The following is a 24,931-nucleotide window of genomic DNA, read 5'->3' on the forward strand; positions in this document are numbered from 1 at the left end:
ATCACTGCTTGAGAGTTGTTTGATAAGCTTTCCACAGGTCGGGCACCCCATATCCATAGATGTTATCAGGGAAATCAACACGATCACCCACTTGGCGTACTAACTCGATCACCTGTTTAGCCGTTAGTTGCGGACAAGCCTGCCACAAGCACGATACCATGCCACACATAATTGGTGATGCAAACGATGTTCCGCTAGCTCTCCCGACCACTCCATTCGTATCCATTACATCTGAGGCCAACCCCACAGCTACCACGTCAGGTTTAATTCGATTATCGGATGTGTTACCAATAGAAGAGAAAGAAGCGAGTATTCCATTCTTTCCAACTGCTCCCACTGTGATCACATTGTCCGCATCTGCCGGAGGAGTAATTTTCTTCCATGGGCCAGAGCCTGCATTTCCCGCACTACAAACCACAACCATTCCTTTATCAGCCCCCTTGGATGCCTCGCGAGACATCAGAGCATAACTCCCGTTCAGGTTGCGATACTTGTAATTCTTCGATTTGTCATCAAACGCATAATAGCCCAAAGACGTATTCACAACATCCACCCCAACACTGTCGGCAAACTCAATGGCCGCTGCCCAATAATCCTGCTCTACCAGATTCTCGGAATATTCATCTTCGCTACGTAGTAACCAATATGATGCTTCCGGAGCGGTACCAACCATCACATTCGGCTGATTCATCGCCATGCACGAAAGGACTTTCATGCCATGACTGCTCTCTGCAAAAATGTCACCATCCGGATTCACAAAATCTTTCACGCCAAGCACACGTATATTATTCATCGCCTCTATTTGATCTGCGTTATGAAACCCTGCGTCAATCACCGCAATCGTCATGCCTTGTCCTTTGAACCCTGCCTTGTGGAGTTTATCGCCATTGCTTAACTGAATCTGTTCATAAGCCGATCCATAATAGCAACTATCGACCCTTACTACTTTATTCGTCACAGAATCACGCTTGACCGATTGTTGAGACTTCTTTGAACCGGGTGCTTTCCAAACCTTCTCCGTAGAGCGTACAAAAGGAAGAGTCGCGATCTTTTTAATCAGCAAACTGTTATTGCACGATACCGTCACAAAATTATCCCATTTGCCCGTAACGACGATTTTCACTCCTTTCTTTCGAATGGCATCCACATATTTCTGACAAACAGGCAAATCGGTTGAGTCGATCGACAAATGTTGTTTAGCCCGTCGGGCGATAGCCTTTTCGGACAGAAATTGTTCCGGTCGATTCAGTGAATAAGTTGTAACAGCCTTATCTCTCAGGCTAATGCGATACTTCAGTGTATCTTGTTGGGCGGATGTTCCTAATGAGATAAGAACAAAAGCCATTAGAAAAAAAAATCTCATATCTATATTTTCTTTGAATTACACTAATTGAGGATAAACGTCCTGTTTATCAAATTGTTCCCCAAGCATCTTTATGCTCTTCAATCAGCAAGCCCAAGCCTCGCTGTGAAGCAATAAAGGCTCCGCCAAGTACTCGCCGTCCGTCATAAAATACAGCAGACTGTCCCGGAGCGATGGCCGAAGCCTCAGCTAAGAAGCGAACCAATAAGTAACCGTCTTCTAACTTCAGCACTTTACAGGGTATCGGTGTACTCCGATAGCGAATACGTACTGCCAAATGATCACAAGCAAAGAAGTCCCGTTCATCCGTAATACTCGATTGTTCTACCAACATATATTCTGTTTTCAACTGCTCCGCATCGCCCAACATCACCGTATTTTTCTGCGGATTCAATTTCAAGACATAGGCCGGACGCCCCAAAGCAATCTCCAACCCCTTCCGTTGCCCAACGGTATAATAAGGAAAACCGTTATGTTCACCAAGCTTCATTCCCTCGGAATTAACAAACCATCCCTTTCCAATTTCTTCATCCAGTTGCGGATACTGCTCACGAAGGAAGTCACGATAATCGCCTTTTATGAAACACACTTCCATGCTTTCGCCCTCTTTCGCCTTGGCTTCAAAACCTTTCTGACGAAGATATTCCCGTACCTGCGGTTTCGTGTATGTACCCAGAGGAAACAGACACCGTTTCAGTACCGACTGCCCCAAGCGCCAAAGGAAATAAGACTGATCTTTCCGCTCATCATCACCCGTTACGATGTATACTTTCCCATCACGTTCTTCCAACTGCGAGTAGTGTCCCGTAGCGATATAATTACAATCCAATTTATCGGCCCATTCCATCAAGATACGAAACTTAAAGAGCGGATTGCACATCACACATGGATTTGGCGTACGCCCCTGTCGGTATTCGTCCACAAAGTTCTTCACAATCGTTTCTTTGAAGGGGACTCGTTCATCCACCACATAATGTTCTATACCCATACGCGTAGCCAATTCTTTAGCCTCGAGTATAGGCATGCCCCACACATGCATAGTGAGGCCTACTACCTCATAACCTTGTTCTTGTAGCATCAAGCAAGTAGCAGAGCTGTCTATGCCTCCGCTCATTCCTACCAATACCTTTCTATTTTGTTCTTTCATTCACTAAAATATGGATTGGTGCAAATCTACATAATTTTAGGGAAACTAGGAACAAAGAAAAGAGTGTAACACGCTAACTATGCCAACAAATAGCATAAGCTAAGCGATTACTAAGAACAAACTAAGCACATAGAACAAAAGGATTAGCTCGTCCCCCAATTGCGTGACCATGGTCACATAGCTGCGGGACAATGGTCACGCAATTGAGGGACAACGGTCACGCAGCTGTGTGACCAGTTAAGTTCTGTATCAAGAAAGCTTAGTCTATGGGTGATATTGGCTTAGCTCATAGGAGAAAAAGAAATAGCTGACGTATAAAAGAGGTCAATAATACAAGTGAAAGGCCCAATCAGGACAATAGCAAACAATACAGAAAACAAGAAAGAATCCTTATTTTGTTGCATTCTAAATAAAAAGCATTAATTTTGCGGCAGATTTCAATAAGAGGGGTGCCTTAATATAACGGGCTGAGATCATACCCATTAACCTGATCCGGATAATGCCGGCGGAGGGAAAAATAGAAAAGTCCCCCTTTTCTGTTTAATTAAACTTTTAATTGTAATGAAAAAAAGAGCTATAATGCTGGCCGGGATACTCGTATCCGGCTCTATGTCTTTTGCCCAAAATGTGCAAAAAGACAGTGTAAAAATGGTGCATCTGCAAGAGGTGCAGGTCGTCTCTACTCGTGCTACGGCAAAAACGCCAATGGCTTTCACCAATGTAAACAAGGAACAAATTAGTAAGCAAAACCTCGGTGTGGACATTCCATACTTGCTTAGTCTCACCCCTTCGGCTCTGACAACATCGGACGCCGGAGCCGGAGTAGGTTATACATCGCTGCGCATACGAGGTACAGACGGTACGCGTATTAACATTACGGCCAACGGAATTCCAATGAATGATGCAGAGAGTCATACGGTGTATTGGGTAAATATGCCTGATTTTGCTTCGTCGCTGAAAGATATCCAAGTACAGCGTGGAGCGGGTACATCGACCAATGGCGCAGGAGCTTTCGGAGGAAGTGTCAATATGCAGACTGAAGGTATCAGTATGGTGCCTTATGCAGAAGTAAATGGTTCATACGGTTCTTTCAACACCCACAAAGAAACCGTAAAAGTGGGAACAGGATTGCTAGACAATCATTGGGCTTTTGATGCCCGTTTGTCTAATATTGGTACGGATGGCTACATTGATCGTGCTTCGGTAGACCTGAATTCCTATTTCTTGCAAGGAGGATATTTTACGGGAAACACTTCGATCAAATTAATCACCTTTAGCGGTTTGGAGAAGACCTATCATGCTTGGTACTACGCCTCAAAAGAAGATATGGCAAAGCACGGCCGCCGGTATAACCCTGCCGGAAAATATACCGATGCTAACGGCAAGGATGTGTTTTATAAAGATCAAACAGACAATTATCACCAAACCCATTATCAGTTATTGCTAAATCAGCGATTATCTCCAACGTGGAACTTGGACGCTGCTTTGCACTACACGCGAGGTAATGGCTATTATCAGGAATACAAAACCGACTCTTTAATGGAGTATGGCTTATCTACTTACATATTGAATGGTACAGAAGTGAAAGAGAGCGATCTCATTCGCCAAAAGAAGATGAGTAATGATTTCTACGGTGGAGTATTCTCGCTGAATTATAATAACAATCAATTAAGTGCCTCCATTGGCGGCGGATTGAATGAGTACGATGGCGACCATTTTGGTAAAATCATTTGGATAAAGAACTACGTTGGTCCCTTGAATCCGGAACAGGAGTATTACCGAAGTACAGCAAAAAAAATAGATGGAAACCTTTATGCGAAAGCCAATTATGAGTTGGGTAGTGGCTTCAATATCTACGGAGATTTGCAATATCGCTACATCAACTACAAGATAAACGGAACCAATGAGAAATGGGACAAGAGAACCAAGGCCATGCAACTGTTGGATATCAATGAAAATTTCAGTTTCCTGAACCCGAAGGCGGGCGTTAATTGGGAACTAAACAAGCACAATCGACTTTATACTTCTTTCTCTGTAGCCCAGAAGGAACCCACACGAAACAACTACACAGATGGCAAGTTTAGTGAATACCCCAAATCTGAACGCCTATTCGATTATGAACTCGGATATGCCTATGCCGACACATGGTTTAGTGCCGGAGCCAATCTCTATTACATGGATTACAAAGACCAGTTGGTGCTAACGGGAGAATTGAATGAAACAGGTGAAGCTATGGCTGCTAATGTACCTGATAGTTACAGGATGGGTGCCGAACTAATGGTGGGAGCAAAATTGGATAAGAATTTCCGTTGGGACATTAATGCTACTTTTAGCAAAAACAGAGTACAGAACTTCATCGAAATGCTTTATGAAGACGAAGAGAAAAACCCCATTGAAATAAAACATGGTGATACTCCGATTGCCTTCTCTCCTGATTTGATTCTGAACAATATCTTTAGCTTCAACTACAAAGGTTTCGACGCTAATTTACAATCACAATACGTTAGCAAGCAATATCTTAGTAATGCAAAGCAAAAAAATCAAATGCTGGATGCTTATTTTGTTAGTAATCTGAGTTTAGCATATACCCTGAAGTTGCCACACGTAAAGTCGGCCAGCATTGGCATTACCGTTTATAACCTCTTCAACGAAGAATATGAAAACAACGGATATGCAGGGAGTGGATATTCAGGAAGCAACAAAGAACGTTATAACTATTCAGGCTATGCCGCTCAGGCAGGTACTAACGTGATGACACACCTTACTCTGCGCTTCTAATGAATTATCTCGAAATTATAGGAACTTTAATAGGTTTACTTTATCTCTGGTTAGAGTATAAAGCAAGTATCTATCTATGGATAGCCGGCATCATTATGCCGGCCATCTATCTTTTTGTGTATTACGATGCCGGACTCTATGCCGACACAGGTATCAACGTCTACTATTTGCTTGCCGCCATCTATGGATGGATCGTGTGGCAAAAAGGAAATAATAGAAAGATTGATTTGCCTATCAGGCATACTCCTATTCAACGAATTCTTCCTTTGACGACTGTATTCGTTGCTTCTTTTTTTGCCATTGCATGGCTACTGATTAATTATACGGATAGTAATGTGCCTTGGCTGGACAGCTTCACCACTGCTCTTAGCATTATCGGAATGTGGTTACTTGCACAGAAATATGTGGAACAATGGTTGGCATGGGTAGCGGTAGATGTTGTTAGTTGCGGATTATATGTATACAAAGGACTCGATTTCACGGCCATTTTGTATGGTCTTTATTCTGTTATTGCTATCTTTGGCTATTATAAATGGATACGATTGATGAATGAAGCATCACAAACAAAATGAAACACTACCCTCTACTGACAAAGGATAACTTTGTCGAAACAGTAATACTGGCAAACGGAGAATATCCCACTCACTCTATACCTGTTGCTTTACTGGAACATGCACCTTATGTGGTGTGCTGTGACGGAGCAGCCGATGGCTACATCCTTCAAGGGCATACCCCTGATATTATCATTGGAGACGGTGATTCTATCTCCGGAGAAAACAAGAAACGCTTCCAAAACATTCTGCACACAAGTTCCGACCAAGAAACGAATGACCAAACAAAAGCAGTCAATTATTGCTTTGAAAGCGGAAGAAAGAAGGTCTTGATCGTCGGTGCCACAGGAAAACGAGAAGATCACACATTGGGTAATATTAGTTTGTTAATGGATTACCTGGACAAAGAAATACAGGCAGAGATGGCTACAGACTACGGTGTCTTCACTCCTATATGCGGCGATGCCACGTTTGATTGTTATCCGGGCCAACAGATTTCCATCATCAATTTTGATGCATCAGAAGTAAGAGCCGACGGATTGGTTTACCCACTCAGCGACTTCACTAATTGGTGGCAAGGAACATTGAACGAAGCAATAAACACGGTCTTTACCGTATATGCAAAAGGACACTATTTGATTTTCAGAGCGTATTAGAAAAGTCAAAAGCGGCTAAGAGTGTTTGCCCAAAGTTAACATAGATCGAAAACAGAAAGAGAATAGTCCAATCAGGCAGAGCATCACACCTGAGATAATAAACATGTTGCTCAATCCTATCGCATCGGCAATAGCACCGGCGGCAACCAGTCCAACCATGGATGGCAAGATGGCTAAACTGAAATAAACAGAAAAGATTCGTCCAAGAATGGCGGGAGGTATTTGCAGTTGAATTACCGCAATAAAAGAGGAATTATATACGCTCCCCGCTATCCCCCCTGCAAGTGTGAGAAACACAAAGAGCCAAAAGCCAGTTTCGGGTAGTATACCTGAGAAGTAAAAGCTTAAACCAATGATGATATACATCAGATTAATTAATAAAACTTTATTCATTTTTAAAGCAAAAACACTCATTATAAATCCTCCTAAGAGCATACCCGCTCCCCATGCTACTTCCACAACACTCATCTGAAAAGCATCTCCTGAAAAATGTTTCAGTGTCATCAATGGGAACAGGACGGCAACCGGCATAAGCACGAAAGTAGCCAATACGGAAAACGAAACCAGAGGAATAATACCCTTGATATCTTTCACTGTGTGTACTGCATCTTTAAGTTCAAACAGAACGCCAATGCGCTTGTTTTCCTCTTTCTCGGGGTTAGGTATATGAACAAATAAGAGTGAAACGCAAGCAATCAGTGCGCCTCCAACATCCAAAAGCAGAATATAACTAATATCCATAAAACCAATAAATAAAGCGCCTAATGCCGGACCGGCAATATTACAGACCGACTCTAACATCTGGTTAATTCCCGCTATGCGTGTTAGTTGGTCGGTAGGAGCTAACAAAGGAACAGAGGCTTGCATCGCAGGCATATGAAAAGCCGAACCCACAGAGCGTAAAGCCAAGAGTACATAAATATGCCAGACTTCAGCTACACCCAAGAAGAAGAGAATGGCTAGCAAGAATGTACAAAGCGCAATGAATGAATCGGCCAAGATCATGGTGATTTTTCTGTCCCAGCGATCAATAAAGACTCCGGCAACCAAGCCTACTATAGACTGGGGAAGTAAAGCTGCCAAAGCAGATAAAGCTAACACTTCTGCAGAGCCCGTTTCAAAACTAAGCCACAAGATCAAAGCGAAACTAACGATAGAGCTGCTTAAAATAGAAAACAACTGTCCTGTCCAAATGACTGCGAAAACATTCTTCCAATTACTCATATCTGATAGTTATATAAAAATCCCGTACAGAATAGTTCTGGCGGGATTTCTGATGTCTGCAAATGTTTAGAGGCTCAACAGATAAGATTTGAAGTCAGCAAAGTCTTTGCTCATCTCCAAACTCTTTTTCTCACCTTTCATAAATTCTTGTAGCTTAACAGGAATAGTGACCTTATCATGAATAATGCCCTCTACCGTTTCGAGAAACTTTGCAGGGTGAGCCGTTTCAAGAAAGACGCCTACTTCGCCATCTTTCAATCCTTCCTTAAGCGCACGATAACCACAAGCACCATGCGGATCAAGTAAGTAATGAGTTTCTTGGTAAACGCTCTGCAACGTTTCACGTATCTGTTCGTCAGAGTAGGTAGTACCTGTTATCTCTGCTGAAATAGCGGAATGAGAATGCCCATACAAATCGAGCACGCGAGCAAAGTTACTTGGATCACCCACATCCATGGCATTAGCAATGGTAGCAATAGACGGACGGGGATTGTACTTACCCGTTTGCAAGTACTGATAGAATATATCATTTTTATTATTGGCAGCAATGAAACGGCTGATAGGAAGTCCCATTTGTTTGCCAAACAAGCCTGCTGTTATATTTCCAAAGTTTCCACTGGGTACAGATATAACCATCTTATCTGCCTTACCTAACTTCTTTAGTTGTGCATAAGCATAGAAATAGTAAAAAGCTTGTGGCAGGAAACGAGCTACGTTAATAGAGTTGGCAGAAGTAAGCAATAAATGTTTATTCAACTCTTCGTCCATAAATGCCGACTTAACTAATGCCTGACAGTCATCAAAAGTCCCATCTATCTCTAAAGAAGTAATGTTCTGCCCCAGAGTAGTGAATTGTTTCTCTTGTATCTCACTAACTTTTCCTTTTGGATAAAGCACATAGACATGAATACCTTCTACACCAAGAAAACCATTGGCCACAGCACTTCCCGTGTCGCCAGAAGTAGCAACCAATACGTTTACATTCTTCAGCCCTTCTTTACGGATGAAATAGCCAAGTAAACGTGCCATGAAGCGCCCCCCCACATCTTTGAAAGCTAACGTAGGACCATGAAACAACTCTAAAGAATAGATATTGCCAGCTACAGGAACCAGAGGTGTATCAAAGCTAAGTGTGTCATACACTATTTCTTTCAACGTATCTGCCGGTACATCTTCACCAAAGAAAGCATCTGCCACCCGATAAGCTATCTCCTGAAAAGAAAGGGTCTCTATGTTTTCAAAGAATTCGTTAGGCAAAGTCTTTATAGTTTCGGGCATAAAGAGCCCCTTGTCTGATGCAAGCCCTTTGACTACCGCCTCTTGTAAGGAAGCCATCGCAGCTTGTTTATTGGTACTGTAATACTTCATCATACTATTGGTTTGAGTGCATAAATTCTTTCATAAATTCATCTCCCTTCAAGACTCCATAATCGCCCTCACAAGCAGCAACTTCATCATACGTTTGCACAGAATCGGAAGTAATCCCAGGATACCAGATAAGGAATGGGATAGGATCTGAAGTATGCGTTCTAAGTTCGCAGGGAGTAGGATGATCGGGAAGTACAGCAATAGCCACCGGCTCTTTCCAATCTTTCACCGCCTCATAGATAGGGCCAACAGCACGGCTATCCAAGTTCTCAATCGTTTTGAGTTTCAATGCTACATCGCCTTCGTGTCCGGCCTCATCACTAGCCTCAATATGCAAATAAACAAAATCATCAGTCTTCAATGCCTCCAAAGCTGCAGCGACTTTGTTCTCGTAATTCGTGTCATACAGTCCGGTAGCCCCTTCCACATCTAACCGGTGCAATCCGGCATAATAGCCAATACCTCGAATCAAATCAACGGCAGAGATCACAGAACCCGATTTTATTTGTGGAAAAGTATCAGAGAGTGTTTCCATCTTTGGTCGATAGCCGGGAGACCAAGGCCAAATGCTATTAGCAGGATCCTTGCCTTCAGCTATCCGTTTTAGGTTTAACGGATGATCTTTCAGCAGATCTTGCGATTTTAAAATTAGCTCGTTAATCAAGTCGGCTGTTTCCTTCGCTTCAGGAGTCAGCGGCTTTACTAACAATGGACGGAACGGATGAAGCGGAACATCGTGAGGAGGAGTACAATCCAATTGCTTATTACCTCCTTTGATAACTAATAAATGGCGATAAGACACTCCCGTATGAAAAGTGACTCTATCGCTTCCCAGCTTCTCTTGCAAATATTGAATCAGCACATCTGCCTCCTCCGTAGTGATATGTCCCGAAGAATGATTCTTAAGAATTTCACCTTCCACACAAATCAGGTTGCAGCGCATAGCCATCTCCCCCGGTTTGAGATCGATCCCTATACTTGCGGCTTCCAGAGCACCGCGACCTTCGTACACCTTCGGTAAGTTGTAACCCAGTACAGACAAATTAGCGACTTCGCTGCCCGGATGAAAGCCTTCGGCTACCGTCTGTAGCCTACCGTTGCGTCCCATCCGGGCGAGCATATCCATATAAGGCGTCTTTGCATATTGCAGGAGCGTCTTGTCTCCCAATGACTTCACAGGCCAATCGGCCATTCCGTCTCCCAATATAATAATATGTTTCATCTTTATTTATACATTAGCTATACTCATAATATCAGCAAATACTCCGGCAGCAGTTACACCTGCACCTGCACCATATCCTTGAATCATCATCGGATATTCTTTATATCGTTCTGTAGTAAGAAGAATAATATTGTTACTTCCCTCCAATCCATAGAACGGATGATTGACATCTACTTCCTGCAATCCTACAGAAGCCTTTCCATTTTCCAGCTTAGCCACGAAACGCCAATGTTTATTTTCCTCAACCAAAACTTTGCGACGTGACTCAAATTCAGCATCCAGGCCGGGAACAAGCTTCCAGAACTCCTCTAGCGATCCTTTAAAAAACGCATCCGGAACAAATAGGTTCGTTTCCACATCTTCTTGCTCCAACTGATACCCAGCCTCACGAGCCAGAATCACCAATTTACGAATCACATCTTTTCCACTGAGATCAATGCGCGGATCTGGTTCGGAATAACGTTCCTCTTGAGCCATCTTTATGGTCTGACTGAAGGGAATGTCAGCACTTATCTTGTTGAAAATATAATTCAATGTACCTGAGAGCACAGCCTCTATTCTCAAAATCTTATCACCACTATTGATCAAATCATTAATCGTATTGATGATAGGAAGTCCCGCACCCACGTTTGTCTCAAACAAGAACTTCACTCCACGGTGACGAGCTATCTGCTTCAACTCGCGATAGTTCTCATACTTCGATGAAGCAGCTATCTTATTGGCTGCGACCACAGATATATTATTTTGCAGGAAGTCTTGATATAAAGCCGCCACCTCAGGACTAGCCGTACAATCAACAAATACAGAATTAAAGATATTCATCCCAATCACCTCATCATGAAGAATCTCAGTAGAACTCTCAACTCCTTTTTGCAGCAACTCTTCCTCGTAATTAGCCAGATCGAGTCCATCTCGGCAGAACATAGCATGAGTACCATCTGCGATCCCTACTACATTTAGCTTCAATCCATTCTCATGCGCTAATCTCTGTTGCTGACAACGGATTTGATCAATCAAACTGCTACCAACAGTTCCCACCCCACAGACAAACAAATTCAAAACCTGATATTCCGAAAGAAAGAAGGAGTCATGAATCACATTGAGTGACTTACGAAGAGATTTCGCCTCAACAACAAAGGAGATATTGGTTTCGGAAGCACCTTGTGCGCAAGCTATTACATTAATGCCATTGCGTCCCAACGTGCCAAACAGTTTACCGGCAATACCCGGAGTATGTTTCATGTTTTCGCCAACAATCGCTATCGTAGCAAGATCTTTTTCAGCACAAACCTTGGCTATCTCGCCCATCTCTATCTCTTTCGCAAACTCTTCATTCAATACTTCGCAAGCCAAATCGGCATCGGCATTACGTACACCAATAGAAGTACTGTTTTCTGAAGAAGCCTGTGAAACAAGAAACACACTAATTCCACCTTTGGCCAAAGCTTTAAAGATACGATAGTTCACCCCAATGACACCAACCATACCCAGACCCTGAACCGTAATCAAACTAGTGTCGTTAATAGACGATATTCCTTTGATCGCTTTGCTTTCGGGACTAGATACATTTTGCTTAATCACTGTGCCCGGTCCCTCAGGATTAAATGTATTTTTAATAAGAATAGGAATATTCTTGTGATAAACAGGATAGATAGTAGGCGGATACACCACTTTGGCACCAAAATTACAAAGTTCGGTTGCTTCTACATAACTCAATTCATTAATCGTATATGCAGTGCTGATTACGCGTGGATCGGCCGTCATGAATCCATCCACATCTGTCCATATCTCAAGACTGTCAACATTGAGAGCAGCAGCTAGAATGGCTGCTGTATAATCTGAGCCACCACGCCCCAAGTTAGTTACATCACCACTTATTTTATCGGACGAGATGAAGCCGGGTACTACAGAAACCTTAGGAATTACCTGAAACGTTTCTCTTATAAGAGAATTAGTCAATTCAGTATCCAGGGTATGCTTGGTATGTTTATGTTCTGTTTTTATAAATGTGCGTGAGTCAAACCACTTAGCATCTGTGATCAACCTTGCCACTATAATAGAAGAAAGCCTCTCTCCGTAACTGACAATGGTATCAGATGTTTTCGGAGAAAGGTCTTTTATAAGATAGATACCTTGAAAAATATCCTTCAATTCATTGAGAAGTTCGCCCACCTGTCGCTGCAGAAGTGACTGTTGATCGATAGCGGGAATGACTTCTTTTATCATTGCTACGTGCCGATATACAATTTCGCGAAACTCTCCTTCATATGCAGGATCTCCTGCTGCAGCCATTTTTGACATGTGAATCAGTTTATCTGTGATTCCGCCTAACGCCGAAACAACTACTACCACAGGCTCTTCTGCCGACTCTACTATCTTTTTTACGCTTAAAATGCTGTTCACGGAACCTACGGATGTTCCGCCGAATTTCATTACTTTCATGAAGATGATAATTTAAGAACACTTATCCCGAATACTGGGACAATGATGATTAAAATATAGGTTTAAGAAAAATGCCTACCGTCCGTAAGCGTGAATCACGTAGAAACACAAAACTATCCTTAACCCCTAAGGGTTGTGGTGCACATGAATGTGGTAATATGTGAATAGTTACGAATCATTGTATCTGTCTCTACTTTCTTTGATGAGTGTTGCAAAAGTAAGAATAAAAACAATCAATCTATTACTTTTTACCTACTTTTTCTTCTAAAATAATTTTCGTGTGACAATATGACATTTAAATGAAGATAAAACATATATTTGCAGTCTACATAAGAGATATATTATGAAAGAAAAAGCTAAAAATGCTTCCGTATTGCTAATATACACTGGCGGAACGATTGGAATGATAGAAAACACACAAACAGGGACCCTCGAAAACTTTAACTTCGAGCAGTTGCAGCAATATATCCCTGAGCTCAGAAAGCTGAACTTTCAGATTGATTCTTACCAATTTGATCCTCCTATGGACTCTTCGGACATGGAACCGGAAATATGGAAAAAGTTAGTTACCATCATCCGTGAACATTATGATCAATACGATGGTTTTGTGATTCTTCACGGTACAGATACAATGGCTTACACTGCTTCTGCACTAAGTTTTATGCTTGAGGGATTGAACAAACCGGTTATATTGACGGGATCTCAACTGCCAATAGGCGTGTTACGCACAGATGGCAAAGAAAATCTAATGACAAGCATTGAAATTGCAGCTGCTCAAGATATTAACGGACATCCTATGGTACCGGAAGTCTGTATCTTCTTCGAGAACCATCTGATGAGAGGTAATCGCACGACCAAGATGAATGCGGAAAACTTCAATGCCTTCCGCTCCTTCAACTACCCTGCATTGGCAGTAGCCGGCATTCATATTCGCTTCAATCCTGTACACATACATTCGTATGCGGAAACAAGAGAAGTGAAAGCTCATTTATTACTTGACACGAATATCGCTGTATTGAAGTTATTTCCGGGCATCCAAGAAAATGTGATTGTGGCCACTCTTGCCATAGAAGGACTGAAAGCATTGGTATTGGAGACTTATGGCTCAGGAAATGCTCCACGCAAACCTTGGTTTATTCGTTGCCTGAAAGAAGCAAGTGAAAGAGGTATCGTTGTAGTAAACGTGACACAATGCAATGCCGGCACAGTGGAGATGGAGAGGTATGAAACGGGTTATCAATTGCTACAGGTAGGGGTAGTGAGCGGACGTGACAGCACCACGGAATCGGCCGTAACTAAACTGATGTTTCTCATCGGGCATGGATATTCGGCTACAGAGATCAGAGAACGGATGAATCAGTCCATTGCAGGAGAAATCAGTGTATGAAAACAACACTTTCTGATTAATTATCCTTATTTTTGCCTTTATTCTAAATGAACGAGGAGAGCAATGGCAAAAGAAAAGACCGTTTATGTATGTAACAATTGTGGGCAGGAATCACCCAAATGGGTCGGTAAATGTCCCAGTTGTGGTGAGTGGAATACATACGTTGAAGAAATTGTACGAAAAGAAACCACTAGCAAACGCCCTGTATCGGGAATAGAAACGGTAAAGACAAAACCAATCACACTAAACGATATTGAGGCTGATGATGAGCCACGAATGGATATGCACGATGAAGAGCTCAATAGAGTATTGGGCGGCGGACTGGTTCCGGGTTCACTGGTGCTCATTGGTGGAGAACCGGGTATAGGAAAATCGACACTCGTGTTGCAAACGGTACTTCAGATGCCCGAAAGACGTGTTCTCTATGTGTCAGGAGAAGAGAGTGCCCGCCAGCTGAAGATGCGAGCGGACAGACTCACCGATGCTTCGAGTGATTGCCTCATTGTTTGTGAAACTTCCCTGGAACAGATTTATGTTCATATAAAAAACACCCGTCCCGACTTAATCATTATTGATTCTATACAGACAATATCGACCGAGATACTCGAATCTTCTCCGGGTAGTATTGCTCAGGTACGAGAATGCGCCGCATCTATCTTACGCTTTGCCAAAGAAACGCATACGGCAGTGTTACTCATCGGACATATTAATAAGGAAGGAAGCATTGCCGGACCTAAGGTCTTGGAACATATCGTGGACGCAGTATTGCAGTTTGAAGGAGACCAGCATTATATGTATCGCATCTTACGAAGCATTAAAAACCGCTTTGGAAGCACCGCCGAACTAGGCATCTATGAAATGAGACAAGATGGATTGCGGCAAGTGAGTAACCCGTCAGAGCTACTGTTATCTCAAGATCATGAAGGAATGAGCGGAGTAGCTATCGCTTCGGCTATAGAAGGAGTAAGACCGTTCCTCATCGAAACGCAAGCATTGGTGAGCTCAGCCGTTTATGGCAATCCCCAACGTTCGGCTACAGGATTCGACCTTCGGAGAATGAACATGCTCTTAGCTGTGTTAGAGAAACGAGTCGGTTTTAAACTGGCCCAAAAAGATGTGTTTCTCAATATCGCCGGCGGACTAAAAGTAAATGATCCGGCCATAGACTTGGCAGTGATCAGTGCGATCCTATCCTCCAACATGGATACAAGCATAGAATCGGATATTGCGATGGCAGGCGAAATAGGACTTTCGGGTGAGATTCGTCCGGTAAACCGCATAGAACAACGCATCGGCGAGGCAGAGAAGTTAGGCTTCAAACGATTTGTATTGCCCAAATATAATTTGCAAGGAATTGATACGAAGAGAATAAAGATAGAACTGATACCTGTCAGAAAGGTGGAAGAAGCTTTCAGAACCTTGTTTGGATAGAGCAAGCAAAGTAATAGGGTTAAGTACAGCTTAAAGAACAAGAAGCACTCTAATCTGTTAATCTATAGTGGAATACATAAATAGTAAACAATGATACAAGAATACCAGTTAAGAATTCTGCCAGAACAGGCAGCCAGCGAACAAGTACTGAAACAGTATATTGCACGTGAAAAAGGTTTAAACCTTGATAAAATAACCGCTACACGCACTCTGAAACGAAGCATTGACGCACGTCAACGAACGATATTGGTGAACCTGAGTGTAAGGGTTTACATCAATGAAACACCTGCAGACGATGAATATCTACAGACTGTATATAATAATGTGGAAGACAAACCACAAGTGATTGTGGTGGGAGCAGGTCCGGGTGGACTGTTTGCTGCTTTGCGACTTATTGAACTGGGATTAAGACCGATTCTGGTGGAACGTGGCAAGAGCGTACGCGAACGAAAAACGGATATTGCTCTGATTAGTAAGGAGCACACCATTGATCCTGAATCAAATTATAGTTTCGGAGAAGGTGGTGCTGGTGCGTTCTCGGATGGTAAATTATATACTCGTAGTAAAAAGCGGGGAAACGTGGATAAGATACTGAACGTCTTCTGCCAACATGGAGCAAGTACCTCTATTTTGGCCGATGCGCATCCACACATTGGTACAGACAAGTTGCCAAAGGTGATTGAGAACATGCGAAATACGATCCTAGCTTGCGGTGGAGAGGTGCACTTCGATACACGAATGGATGCATTAATCATCAAAGACAACAAACTGGAAGGCATCGAAACAAATACAGGAAAGACATTCCTCGGTCCGGTAATATTGGCTACAGGTCATTCTGCTCGAGATGTATACCGCTGGTTGGCAGCCAACAATGTAGCTATTGAGCCCAAAGGCTTGGCCGTAGGTATTCGCTTAGAGCATCCTTCAGAGCTAATTGACCAAATACAATATCACAACCAAGCAGGACGGGGCAAGTATTTGCCAGCTGCAGAGTATAGTTTCGTCACACAGATAGACGGGCGTGGAGTGTATAGCTTCTGCATGTGCCCGGGTGGGTTTGTTGTCCCTGCGGCTACAGGTCCGGAACAAGTGGTAGTCAATGGCATGTCTCCCTCTAACCGTGGCTCGAAATGGAGCAATGCAGGCATGGTCGTTGAGATACAGCCCGAGGATGAGGAGATAGATAAATGGATGGCAAGCAACGGTATAACGGAAGACGACACACCTTCCGTACTTAAAACTCTTCGGTTTCAGGAAGAGGTTGAGAGGCAAAGTTGGCTGCAAGGAGGTATGAAGCAAACAGCTCCTGCACAACGCATGGTCGACTTTACGAACCGTAAGCTAGGCAGCGAATTACCGAAATCATCTTATAGTCCGGGACTACTAGCCTCTCCCCTACACTTTTGGTTACCTGGCTTCATCTCGAAGCGATTGTCGCAAGCCTTCATCCAGTTTGGCCGCACAAGCCACGGCTTTCTGACCAACGAAGCGGTACTGATTGGAGTAGAAACACGTACCTCATCACCTGTGCGCATCGTACGCGACAAAGAAACCCTGCAGCACATTGTTGTAAAGGGACTTTTTCCTTGCGGTGAAGGAGCAGGATATGCTGGTGGCATCGTTTCGGCAGGTATTGACGGAGAACATTGTGCTGAGGCTGTTGCCGCATTTCTCAATCACGCAATATAACTTGCTGCCTTATGGAAATAGCAATCATTAATCCGGACACACTCTCGGCCATCGGGCTAAAAAAGCTCCTTGGCGAGATAAGTCCGGAGTTCGTTATTCGCACATTTGCGGACTACGGCTCATTGGCTGATGACACACCCGACATGTACACGTGGTATTTCATCTCTTCTCAGACCTACGTTCTTTATAACTCGTTCTTCCTGCCACGGAAAGAGAAAACAGTGATTCTGATGCACGGTATCAGTTTTAACACTCCATCGGCGGGTAACCATATACTCAATATGTTTCTGCCAGAAAAAATGATGAAGGCAGAACTGACCAAATTCTTCTCGGATAGTATTCCACTTAGTATGCTGCAAGACGAAGCGGAACTATCGCCTCGAGAGATAGAAGTTTTGGTGCTGGTCACGAAAGGTTTTATTAATAAGGAAATAGCCGATAAACTGAACATTAGCCTGACCACCGTCATCACTCATCGCAAAAATATCACAGAAAAGCTTGGAATAAAATCTGTTTCGGGACTCACTATGTATGCTGTGATGAACGGATACGTGGAAGCCGACAGAATATAATCCTCATAAATTAGGATTGCAGGAGCGCAATCTTTCATGTTACTTTGTACTCGAAAATTTCATCCTCGAAGTTCGCTGATAGCAACATCACGATGATGCACTGACTTCGCAAACTTCTCCATGAACTAAAAGCAAGTAACATAATGAAAAAAAACTGTATCCTTGTTGCTCTAGCAATGCTAGGCACAATCAATGTATGGGCAGATGACGTACCTAAAGACACACTAAAGGTGGTGGATGTGGAAGAGGTAGTCGTAATTGCCACCCCAAAAGAAAATCGTAAACTGCGCGAACAACCATCATCCTCCACTATTTTGTCTCAACAAGACATGCGAGACAATCAGGTGACTTCTCTAAAAAGCCTCACTGCTGTGGTACCGAACTTGTTTATACCCGACTATGGTTCTAAGCTGACTTCAGCTATATACATCAGAGGTGTAGGCTCGCGCATCAATAACCCAAGCGTAGGACTTTACGTAGACAATGTGCCTTATATGGACAAGTCGGCCTTCGACTTTAATTACGCTGACATTGAACGAATCGACGTTCTACGTGGTCCACAAGGTACTCTTTACGGGCGTAGTGCTATGGGCGGACTTATTCGCGTATACACGAAATCGCCCTTCACCTACCAAGGTACCGACCTTAGACTAAGTGCGGGTACCTACAATCAATATAGTGCCTCAGTAACCCATTATCACCGAGTATCTAATAAATTTGCGTTCTCTACCGGAGCCTTTTACGATTATGCGGGAGGCTTCTTTAAGAATGCCTATCTGAATAAAAAGATTGATCGTAGCAATTCTGCTGGTGGACGCTTTCGTGGTATCTACCTACCTACCGAGAATTTGAAAGTCGACCTGAATGTGAGTTACGAATATGGCGATCAAGGTGGATATCCCTATGGACTCTACGATAAGACAACAGGTAAAACGGCTGATCCGGCTTACAATGAGGAAAGCAAATACTACCGCAACCTACTCAATGCCGGGCTCAATCTGGAGTATCAGGGAAAAGGTTTCACTTTAAGCTCTGTCTCAGGATTTCAGCATCTAAGAGATCGTATGTTTATGGATCAGGATTTCACTACAGATAGTCTGTATACAATCGTCCAGAAACAAAAGCAGAATACGGTTAGTCAAGAATTTACTTTCAAAGGAGGCAGCGATAAAGGTTGGCAATGGGTAGCCGGCGTATCCGGATTCTATCAGTGGCTAAAAATGGATGCCCCTGTAACCTTTAAGGAGAGTGGCATCAACATGATACAAGGATACATGGATCAAGCCATGGCAGCAACTCCGGTAAGGGTGAAGATACTTGATGCGACGATGCCTGTATACGGTAATTTTGATACACCAACTATGGGAGCGGCTATTTTCCACGAAAGTACTTTCAATCGGCTAATTTGGGATGGGCTAAGCCTTACTGTGGGGTTACGTGCCGATTATGAGAATATGGAAATCACTCATGATACCCACGCCACCCTCAACACACAAACCTACATGAATGGTTCGCCAATGGGAGGAGTAACAGCTAACGATTATACGATAAACGGAAAGGAGAAAGATGATTACTGGATTCTTCTTCCTAAGTTTGCCTTGAAATATGCTTTCAATAACCAGAATAATATTTATGCATCCGTTAGCCGAGGCTACAGAAGTGGAGGTTATAATGTGCAGATGTTCTCCGACCTTATACAAAAACAGATGACAAGCCAGCCTGGTAGCACCACTAGTGCCAGCGTAAAGGACGTTATCAGTTACGACCCCGAATATGCGTGGAACTATGAGTTGGGTAGCCACCTCACTCTTTGGGAAGGGAAATTATGGGCAGACGTAGCCGCATTTGTGATGGATACCAGAGACCAGCAAATCGCACAATTCTCGCCAAGTGAGATGGGACGCATGATGGTCAACGCGGCACACAGTCGCAGTTACGGTGGTGAAGCATCTTTACGAGCCAACCTGACGGATGCGCTTAGCGTAAATACAAGTTACGGATATACGCACGCTACCTTTATCGACTTTAATGACGGTACGGCAGATTATAAAGATAAGTTCGTTCCTTTCATCCCCAAACAAACGCTAACCGTAGGTGCACAATATACCGTGAAAGGTGATGAGCATTCCATGTTCGACGAAGTACGCTTCATTGCCAATTACTCGGGAGCAGGCAAGATCTATTGGACGGAGAAGAATGACGTGGCACAAAACTTCTATGGCACTGTAAACTGGAAGATTTGTACTTCCATAGGCAATGCACAGATAGATTTATGGTCGCGTAACTTCCTGAACAAGGAGTACAATACCTTCTACTTTGAATCTTCAAGCAAAGGATTTGCACAGAAAGCACGCCCTATGCAGTTCGGAGTAGATCTGCGCTGTCGATTTTAAAAGAAACGGACAGAAACATCGCCTGCGAGATTCAGCCCGTAGGCTATGTAACTTCCAGATCATACTCACAGAGAAACTACAAGAATGAACTCATTCTTGTCAAGAGACGATTTATAAATGATTAACGGAAAGAATGCTTCTTGAAAACAAATAGACGTATTTCGGGTAACAACAAGAGGAAATCCAAGTTTCATTAGGAGTTATTCCGATAACAAATAGGCATCTTGGTGAAGAGAAACCGTCTTTCGACCGAAGAGAACCGTGCAGTTGAGGCAACTGCACGGTTCTCTTGCTTCTTCACAGCCCTTCTTGAAGCTGTTTGATGCAGTGGTGCCAAAAAAAAGAGGAAAGCCGTAGCTTCCCTCTTTTACTGTAGTTTAATCTGAATATATTTTATGATTACTCTTACAAAGATAATACATCAAACAAACAAAGTCAAGCTTTTCCAGAGAAAAAGCATTCTTGTTCCGGCGTATCATTCAGACAAAGCAAAGCATTCACTGAAAGGCTTTGCTCTCTGTTCCCGCTTACTGATTGATCGCCCCGCAAGAAGGACAAACTCCTTTTTCTTTGAGCTTCCTACCACATTGCCCACACCGATACTTATAGCCCATGCTGCAACGCATCCGTTTGAAGCAAATCCACGCAAAAACAAGCAAGAAAGCATATCCGACATAGAAATGAGTGGTTAGCATAAAGAAGAAGTAACAGAAGATGCAGCACGAAAGAAGCCCCAGCAAGTAGAAGAAAGCTGCAGTAGTAGTCAGCTGACGAAACAAATCATCGAGCACAGCTAGCGTAACAATAATAAATAACCAGATGCTAAGCAAGAATACGCAAAGAATAAACGGTACTTTGAAAGGAGACAACGTAGGGTTAAAATAATAGTATTGCCACGTTTCAGGCACAAAGACCTGTATCGACTCATATATCGTAGCACTGAAGGCCATCAGCAAACAAAGAAATAACGGATATACGCTGTCTATGTCATTGAAGTAAACTAGTTGGAGTTGCTTCTTACGAAACGCTCTGAAAAGCCAGAATCCGACAAAAAGAGAAAATATTATAACGAAATAGGAGGCATGCGTATCGCTAAAAAGATGAATAAACTGCGATATACTATCGGAGGGAACAAATGATTTGACCAGTTCTTTTTCACGAATCCAACCTTGCACCTCCTGCGTATGAGCCACTTTCACCCAAACACTGTCAATACTATCTTTGGGGTGGACTGCAAATTCAGCAACGACTACACGAGCACCTTTAGGGAGAATAATGTAGGAATCTTTAATAGGCAGACGTTCCAGTTCTACTGAATCGGCATAAACCTCCATATTAGTGTTTTTCTTCACCACACTCACCTCTCCTTTTTCACGAGGATAATGGCACGATGCCAAGCCTATCAGCAACAAGAAAAACACCACTAACTGTTTCATACTCCGCTCACTTTCATCTGACAATTCTTGCAATCAAAACTAAGGCGGAAGCGTTTTCCATCCGTCGACACCAAATAATAAGGCTCCTTATAAGGAGAAGTTCCCTTTTGATGAGTTGGGCACCAACCCATACTATATCTTAAACAATGCTTACTGAACATCAAAACAGCATCTTCTACCGGTTGCTGTTCATAAGCAGACGCAACCTCTTTCACGCCATGATCATGATAAAAAGAAGCAGCCATCGGATTCATCACATTACCCAAATAGGTCAGTTGGCTTTGCGGATAGACATGCGTGGTAGGTTTCAGCGTAACTAGCTCACGCCGATAGGTTGTTTTACGATCAGAAATAAGCTTTTCTACCGCTGTACGACGAAGATCAGCTAGCGCAGACACAGGGAGAAACCAGTTGGCAGAGAAGTCAACATCCACATGGCTGGCTTCAAAAGGCGTATTGCCTAACTTAGCTAATTGCTCTTTCAGGTTCTTTTCTTGTGGAGTGCGCGCCAACTCCTTCTCTCGTTCAAGAGTGAGGGAAACGCTATGATCATCTTCATCTGTAAGAGTGAGAGAGAATCCGAAATTATTCTCAGCGAGTAAGACTTCAACCGATATTTTTCGCTTAGCAGACTCTCGTGAGAGCATACGTTCAAACTCTTGGTCAAAGTTACGGTACAGTTTGGTACGGGGTTTTATCTTTGGCATCTCTTGCAGATAGAGTTTGTTTCCATCTACACGATTGATGCGGAAACCTTGCAAATGTTCTTGCTCGTCGAGGTAGCACACTCCATCACCATTGTTAAACGACTTCACGCCAGCTACCGTGAGATAGTTACCTCGTAGTTCTTTGACTACACCCATTTCCTCGCCAAGCGACTTAGGCGTATCAAACGAACATACATCATCCGAACGACCGTAAAGATTATAGTTGGTGAAACCTCGGCTAAAACTCTTATCAAGTTGAGGAGTAAATTCGTATCGACAAGTTCCGGATGAAGCACGTACGTATTCCTCTCTACGAGCAAAGATAGCATCCAGCTTTTGTCGGTAAGCAGCCGTAACATTCTTCACGTACGACACATCTTTCAATCTCCCTTCAATCTTCAAGGAAGTAACGCCGACATCGAGTAAACTCTCTAGTTCTTCACTCTGATTAAGGTCCTTCAACGACAACAGATGTTTATCTTTAACAATCACCTTACCATCGGCATCCACTAAATTGAAAGGTAAACGACAAAACTGTGCACACTGACCACGATTGGCGCTACGGCCAAAGCAAGCTTGGCTAACATAGCATTGTCCGCTATAACTCACGCAAAGAGCTCCGTGCACAAAAGCCTCAAGTGCCACCGAAGGGCAGGCTTGGTGTATACCACGTATTTCAGCTAAAGAGAGTTCGCGGGCAAGTACCACTTGAGTAAATCCGGCTTCAGAAAGAAAAGTAACCTTTTCCGGTGTACGGTTATCAGTCTGCGTACTGGCGTGCAATGGTATAGGCGGTAGTTTCATACGTAAGATGCCCATATCTTGCACAATCAAAGCATCCACCCCTATCCGATATAGTTCTCCTATCATCTCTTCCGTTTCAGCCAACTCCTCTTCTTTCAAAATCGTGTTTACGGCAACATAGATACGAGCGTTATACAGATGGGCATGCTCCACAAGAGCAGCTATATCTTCCATAGAATTGCCGGCAGCCGAGCGTGCACCAAACTTAGGCGCACCGATATAAACCGCATCCGCCCCATGGTTTATGGCTTCCATACCACACTCCAGGTTCTTCGCCGGAGCCAGTAATTCTATCTTTCGCGATTTTATCATTTGATGTCCTCGATATTAAATGGCGTTTCTTGATATACAAAGTAGTTCAACCAGTTAGAGAATAACAGATTGGCATGTCCACGCCAACGAACCACCGGCCCTTTATTCGGGTCATCATCGACATAATAATTCTCCGGCAAGTTTATCGGTAGTTCTTTCTCTACATCCCGGCGATACTCCATGTCTAATGTCAGAGGAGAATATTCCGAGTGTCCCGTGACAAAAAATTCACGTCCGCCACGTCCCATTACCATATACACACCTGCTTCAGCAGATTCAGACAACAATGTTAGTTCCGGTATCTTCATTATATCCTCTCTTCGGATTTCCGTATGCCTGCTGTGAGGTGCATAAAACACATCATCAAAACCACGAAAGATCGAATGTAACGGGTTGAGTGGGCGATGTTCAAAAACACCAAACAGCTTTTTGTCCAGTGGATACTTGGGAACACCATAATGATGGTACAAGCCGGCTTGAGCTGCCCAGCAGATATAAAAGGTAGAAGTGACATGCGTACGACTCCAGTCAAAGATCTCTGTTATCTCATTCCAGTAGCTCACTTCTTCAAAGTCCATTTGTTCCACAGGGGCGCCGGTAATAATCAGACCATCATACTTTTCTGAACGCATCTGCTCAAAATCAGTATAGAACGTTTCCATGTGTTCAATAGGAGTGTTTTTGGATGTATGACTTTTAATCTTCATAAACGAGATCTCCAACTGAAGAGGAGTATTAGAAAGCAGACGAACGATATCTGTTTCCGTTGTAATCTTCAAAGGCATCAGGTTCAGCACCACGATACGTAAGGGACGTATATCCTGCTGAGTAGCACGCGAGTTATCGATCACAAAGATATTTTCTTCTTTCAGAATCTCTATGGCAGGAAGTCTATCGGGTAAATTTAAAGGCATATCTATTTCTCCTTTTTAATATTTCTCTGCAAAAATAATAAAAAAGGAACTATTCAAGGTAGAAAGTAAACACAATCATTGGCTAATTAACCTTATCAAAGAATAAAACAAACCTCCTATCATCACAAGTAAGCCTCAGCTACAAGCTGCAACGAAAGGATATGCGAAATGAAAAATTATAGTAAATTAAATCAGAATCATTTTCTAATAATGAATAAAACTCTTATTTTTGCGCAACTAATTAGTACTAATAATTTAAATTCTAAAAAAATGGCTTACGTAATTACTGACGACTGTATTGCTTGCGGAACTTGTATCGACGAGTGTCCGGTTGAAGCTATCTCTGAAGGCGATATCTATGTAATCAATCCTGATGTATGTACTGATTGTGGTACTTGTGCGGATGTATGTCCTTCTGAAGCAATTCATCCGGCTGAATAAGTTTTCGGTCTGATAAAAATAAAAGGCTGTCCAACGTTTGGGCAGCCTTTTATTTTTATATTAAAGTTATAAACGTGACCTTAAACCACACTCA

General features: G+C 43.0%; 18 protein-coding genes and 1 riboswitch. Of the genes, 9 read left to right on the forward strand and 9 right to left on the reverse strand.

The window, feature by feature from the left end; translation table 11 throughout:
- Position 1 precedes the first annotated feature (1 nt).
- Positions 2–1,363, reverse strand: a complete 1,362-nt coding sequence (locus tag BQ5338_RS13025) for a S8 family peptidase (RefSeq protein WP_071147258.1) — start codon at positions 1,361–1,363, stop codon at positions 2–4.
- Positions 1,364–1,412: 49 nt separating this feature from the next.
- Entirely contained in the window at positions 1,413–2,510 is a 1,098-nt protein-coding gene (gene mnmA / locus BQ5338_RS13030; protein WP_071147259.1) for a tRNA 2-thiouridine(34) synthase MnmA, read from the reverse strand.
- A 435-nt stretch (positions 2,511–2,945) separates the two neighbouring features.
- Positions 2,946–3,041, forward strand: a riboswitch (TPP riboswitch).
- 30 nt (positions 3,042–3,071) lie between these two features.
- On the opposite strand from mnmA, the gene BQ5338_RS13035 reads away from it, so the two are divergent.
- From BQ5338_RS13035 to BQ5338_RS13045, 3 genes are read left to right on the forward strand one after another with little or no spacing between them, the layout of a single operon-like run.
- The gene (locus BQ5338_RS13035; protein ID WP_071147260.1) at positions 3,072–5,288 is read left to right on the forward strand and encodes a TonB-dependent receptor; all 2,217 of its coding nucleotides are present in this window, start codon (positions 3,072–3,074) and stop codon (positions 5,286–5,288) included.
- Positions 5,288–5,860, forward strand: coding sequence for a nicotinamide riboside transporter PnuC (pnuC, locus tag BQ5338_RS13040; protein ID WP_071147261.1), 573 nt, complete (start codon positions 5,288–5,290; stop codon positions 5,858–5,860). Before BQ5338_RS13035 ends, pnuC begins: the two co-directional genes overlap by 1 nt.
- The gene (locus BQ5338_RS13045; RefSeq protein WP_071147262.1) at positions 5,857–6,495 is read left to right on the forward strand and encodes a thiamine diphosphokinase; all 639 of its coding nucleotides are present in this window, start codon (positions 5,857–5,859) and stop codon (positions 6,493–6,495) included. The genes pnuC and BQ5338_RS13045 overlap by 4 nt, the downstream gene beginning before the upstream one ends.
- Positions 6,496–6,510: 15 nt before the next feature.
- Here BQ5338_RS13045 and BQ5338_RS13050 read toward each other — a convergent pair whose 3' ends face one another.
- From BQ5338_RS13050 to thrA, 4 genes are all read right to left on the reverse strand, one after another.
- Positions 6,511–7,719 (reverse strand): MFS transporter, encoded by a 1,209-nt coding sequence (locus BQ5338_RS13050; RefSeq protein WP_071147263.1) that lies wholly within the window; start codon positions 7,717–7,719, stop codon positions 6,511–6,513.
- A 66-nt stretch (positions 7,720–7,785) separates the two neighbouring features.
- The gene (gene thrC, locus BQ5338_RS13055; RefSeq protein WP_071147876.1) at positions 7,786–9,087 is read right to left on the reverse strand and encodes a threonine synthase; all 1,302 of its coding nucleotides are present in this window, start codon (positions 9,085–9,087) and stop codon (positions 7,786–7,788) included.
- 4 nt (positions 9,088–9,091) lie between these two features.
- Entirely contained in the window at positions 9,092–10,309 is a 1,218-nt protein-coding gene (locus tag BQ5338_RS13060) for a cofactor-independent phosphoglycerate mutase (RefSeq protein WP_071147264.1), read from the reverse strand.
- A 6-nt stretch (positions 10,310–10,315) separates the two neighbouring features.
- Positions 10,316–12,751, reverse strand: coding sequence for a bifunctional aspartate kinase/homoserine dehydrogenase I (gene thrA, locus BQ5338_RS13065; RefSeq protein WP_071147265.1), 2,436 nt, complete (start codon positions 12,749–12,751; stop codon positions 10,316–10,318).
- 343 nt (positions 12,752–13,094) lie between these two features.
- Here thrA and BQ5338_RS13070 point away from each other — a divergent pair, with 343 nt between their 5' ends.
- The 5 genes from BQ5338_RS13070 (at position 13,095) to BQ5338_RS13090 (ending at position 20,223) form a co-directional block, all read left to right on the forward strand.
- Entirely contained in the window at positions 13,095–14,138 is a 1,044-nt protein-coding gene (locus tag BQ5338_RS13070; RefSeq protein ID WP_071147266.1) for an asparaginase, read from the forward strand.
- 63 nt (positions 14,139–14,201) lie between these two features.
- Positions 14,202–15,569, forward strand: coding sequence for a DNA repair protein RadA (radA, locus tag BQ5338_RS13075; protein WP_071147267.1), 1,368 nt, complete (start codon positions 14,202–14,204; stop codon positions 15,567–15,569).
- A 90-nt stretch (positions 15,570–15,659) separates the two neighbouring features.
- Positions 15,660–17,258: an NAD(P)/FAD-dependent oxidoreductase gene (locus BQ5338_RS13080; RefSeq protein ID WP_071147268.1), complete on the forward strand. Its 1,599-nt coding sequence runs from the start codon at positions 15,660–15,662 to the stop codon at positions 17,256–17,258.
- An 11-nt stretch (positions 17,259–17,269) separates the two neighbouring features.
- Positions 17,270–17,830: a response regulator transcription factor gene (locus BQ5338_RS13085; RefSeq protein WP_071147269.1), complete on the forward strand. Its 561-nt coding sequence runs from the start codon at positions 17,270–17,272 to the stop codon at positions 17,828–17,830.
- Between the two features lie 143 nt (positions 17,831–17,973).
- Positions 17,974–20,223, forward strand: coding sequence for a TonB-dependent receptor (locus tag BQ5338_RS13090; RefSeq protein WP_071147270.1), 2,250 nt, complete (start codon positions 17,974–17,976; stop codon positions 20,221–20,223).
- 527 nt (positions 20,224–20,750) lie between these two features.
- Here the strand turns inward: BQ5338_RS13090 and BQ5338_RS13095 are convergent.
- The 3 genes from BQ5338_RS13095 to metA are packed head-to-tail and all read right to left on the reverse strand — an operon-like array spanning position 20,751 to position 24,396.
- Positions 20,751–21,659, reverse strand: coding sequence for a zinc ribbon domain-containing protein (locus BQ5338_RS13095; protein ID WP_071147271.1), 909 nt, complete (start codon positions 21,657–21,659; stop codon positions 20,751–20,753).
- On the reverse strand, positions 21,656–23,482 hold the full coding sequence (locus BQ5338_RS13100) for a peptidase U32 family protein (RefSeq protein WP_071147272.1): 1,827 nt from the start codon (positions 23,480–23,482) through the stop codon (positions 21,656–21,658). Before BQ5338_RS13100 ends, BQ5338_RS13095 begins: the two co-directional genes overlap by 4 nt.
- The gene (metA, locus tag BQ5338_RS13105) at positions 23,479–24,396 is read right to left on the reverse strand and encodes a homoserine O-acetyltransferase MetA (protein ID WP_071147273.1); all 918 of its coding nucleotides are present in this window, start codon (positions 24,394–24,396) and stop codon (positions 23,479–23,481) included. Before metA ends, BQ5338_RS13100 begins: the two co-directional genes overlap by 4 nt.
- 270 nt (positions 24,397–24,666) lie before the next feature.
- Here metA and BQ5338_RS13110 point away from each other — a divergent pair, with 270 nt between their 5' ends.
- The gene (locus BQ5338_RS13110) at positions 24,667–24,837 is read left to right on the forward strand and encodes a DUF362 domain-containing protein (protein ID WP_071147877.1); all 171 of its coding nucleotides are present in this window, start codon (positions 24,667–24,669) and stop codon (positions 24,835–24,837) included.
- Positions 24,838–24,931 lie beyond the last annotated feature (94 nt).

This window comes from Bacteroides ihuae, from assembly GCF_900104585.1.
GTDB classification, from domain to species: Bacteria; Bacteroidota; Bacteroidia; order Bacteroidales; family Bacteroidaceae; genus Bacteroides; species Bacteroides ihuae.

Bases quoted from the DNA above. Each gene is read 5' to 3' on its own strand.
- thrA (WP_071147265.1), bottom strand. From the start codon at position 12,751: ATGAAAGTAATGAAATTCGGCGGAACATCCGTAGGTTCCGTGAACAGC.
- pnuC (WP_071147261.1), top strand. From the start codon at position 5,288: ATGAATTATCTCGAAATTATAGGAACTTTAATAGGTTTACTTTATCTC.
- BQ5338_RS13085 (WP_071147269.1), top strand. From the start codon at position 17,270: ATGGAAATAGCAATCATTAATCCGGACACACTCTCGGCCATCGGGCTA.
- BQ5338_RS13025 (WP_071147258.1), bottom strand. From the start codon at position 1,363: ATGAGATTTTTTTTTCTAATGGCTTTTGTTCTTATCTCATTAGGAACA.
- radA (WP_071147267.1), top strand. From the start codon at position 14,202: ATGGCAAAAGAAAAGACCGTTTATGTATGTAACAATTGTGGGCAGGAA.
- BQ5338_RS13045 (WP_071147262.1), top strand. From the start codon at position 5,857: ATGAAACACTACCCTCTACTGACAAAGGATAACTTTGTCGAAACAGTA.
- BQ5338_RS13095 (WP_071147271.1), bottom strand. From the start codon at position 21,659: ATGAAACAGTTAGTGGTGTTTTTCTTGTTGCTGATAGGCTTGGCATCG.
- thrC (WP_071147876.1), bottom strand. From the start codon at position 9,087: ATGAAGTATTACAGTACCAATAAACAAGCTGCGATGGCTTCCTTACAA.
- BQ5338_RS13070 (WP_071147266.1), top strand. From the start codon at position 13,095: ATGAAAGAAAAAGCTAAAAATGCTTCCGTATTGCTAATATACACTGGC.
- BQ5338_RS13110 (WP_071147877.1), top strand. From the start codon at position 24,667: ATGGCTTACGTAATTACTGACGACTGTATTGCTTGCGGAACTTGTATC.
- metA (WP_071147273.1), bottom strand. From the start codon at position 24,396: ATGCCTTTAAATTTACCCGATAGACTTCCTGCCATAGAGATTCTGAAA.
- BQ5338_RS13100 (WP_071147272.1), bottom strand. From the start codon at position 23,482: ATGATAAAATCGCGAAAGATAGAATTACTGGCTCCGGCGAAGAACCTG.
- BQ5338_RS13060 (WP_071147264.1), bottom strand. From the start codon at position 10,309: ATGAAACATATTATTATATTGGGAGACGGAATGGCCGATTGGCCTGTG.
- BQ5338_RS13090 (WP_071147270.1), top strand. From the start codon at position 17,974: ATGAAAAAAAACTGTATCCTTGTTGCTCTAGCAATGCTAGGCACAATC.
- BQ5338_RS13080 (WP_071147268.1), top strand. From the start codon at position 15,660: ATGATACAAGAATACCAGTTAAGAATTCTGCCAGAACAGGCAGCCAGC.
- BQ5338_RS13050 (WP_071147263.1), bottom strand. From the start codon at position 7,719: ATGAGTAATTGGAAGAATGTTTTCGCAGTCATTTGGACAGGACAGTTG.
- BQ5338_RS13035 (WP_071147260.1), top strand. From the start codon at position 3,072: ATGAAAAAAAGAGCTATAATGCTGGCCGGGATACTCGTATCCGGCTCT.
- mnmA (WP_071147259.1), bottom strand. From the start codon at position 2,510: ATGAAAGAACAAAATAGAAAGGTATTGGTAGGAATGAGCGGAGGCATA.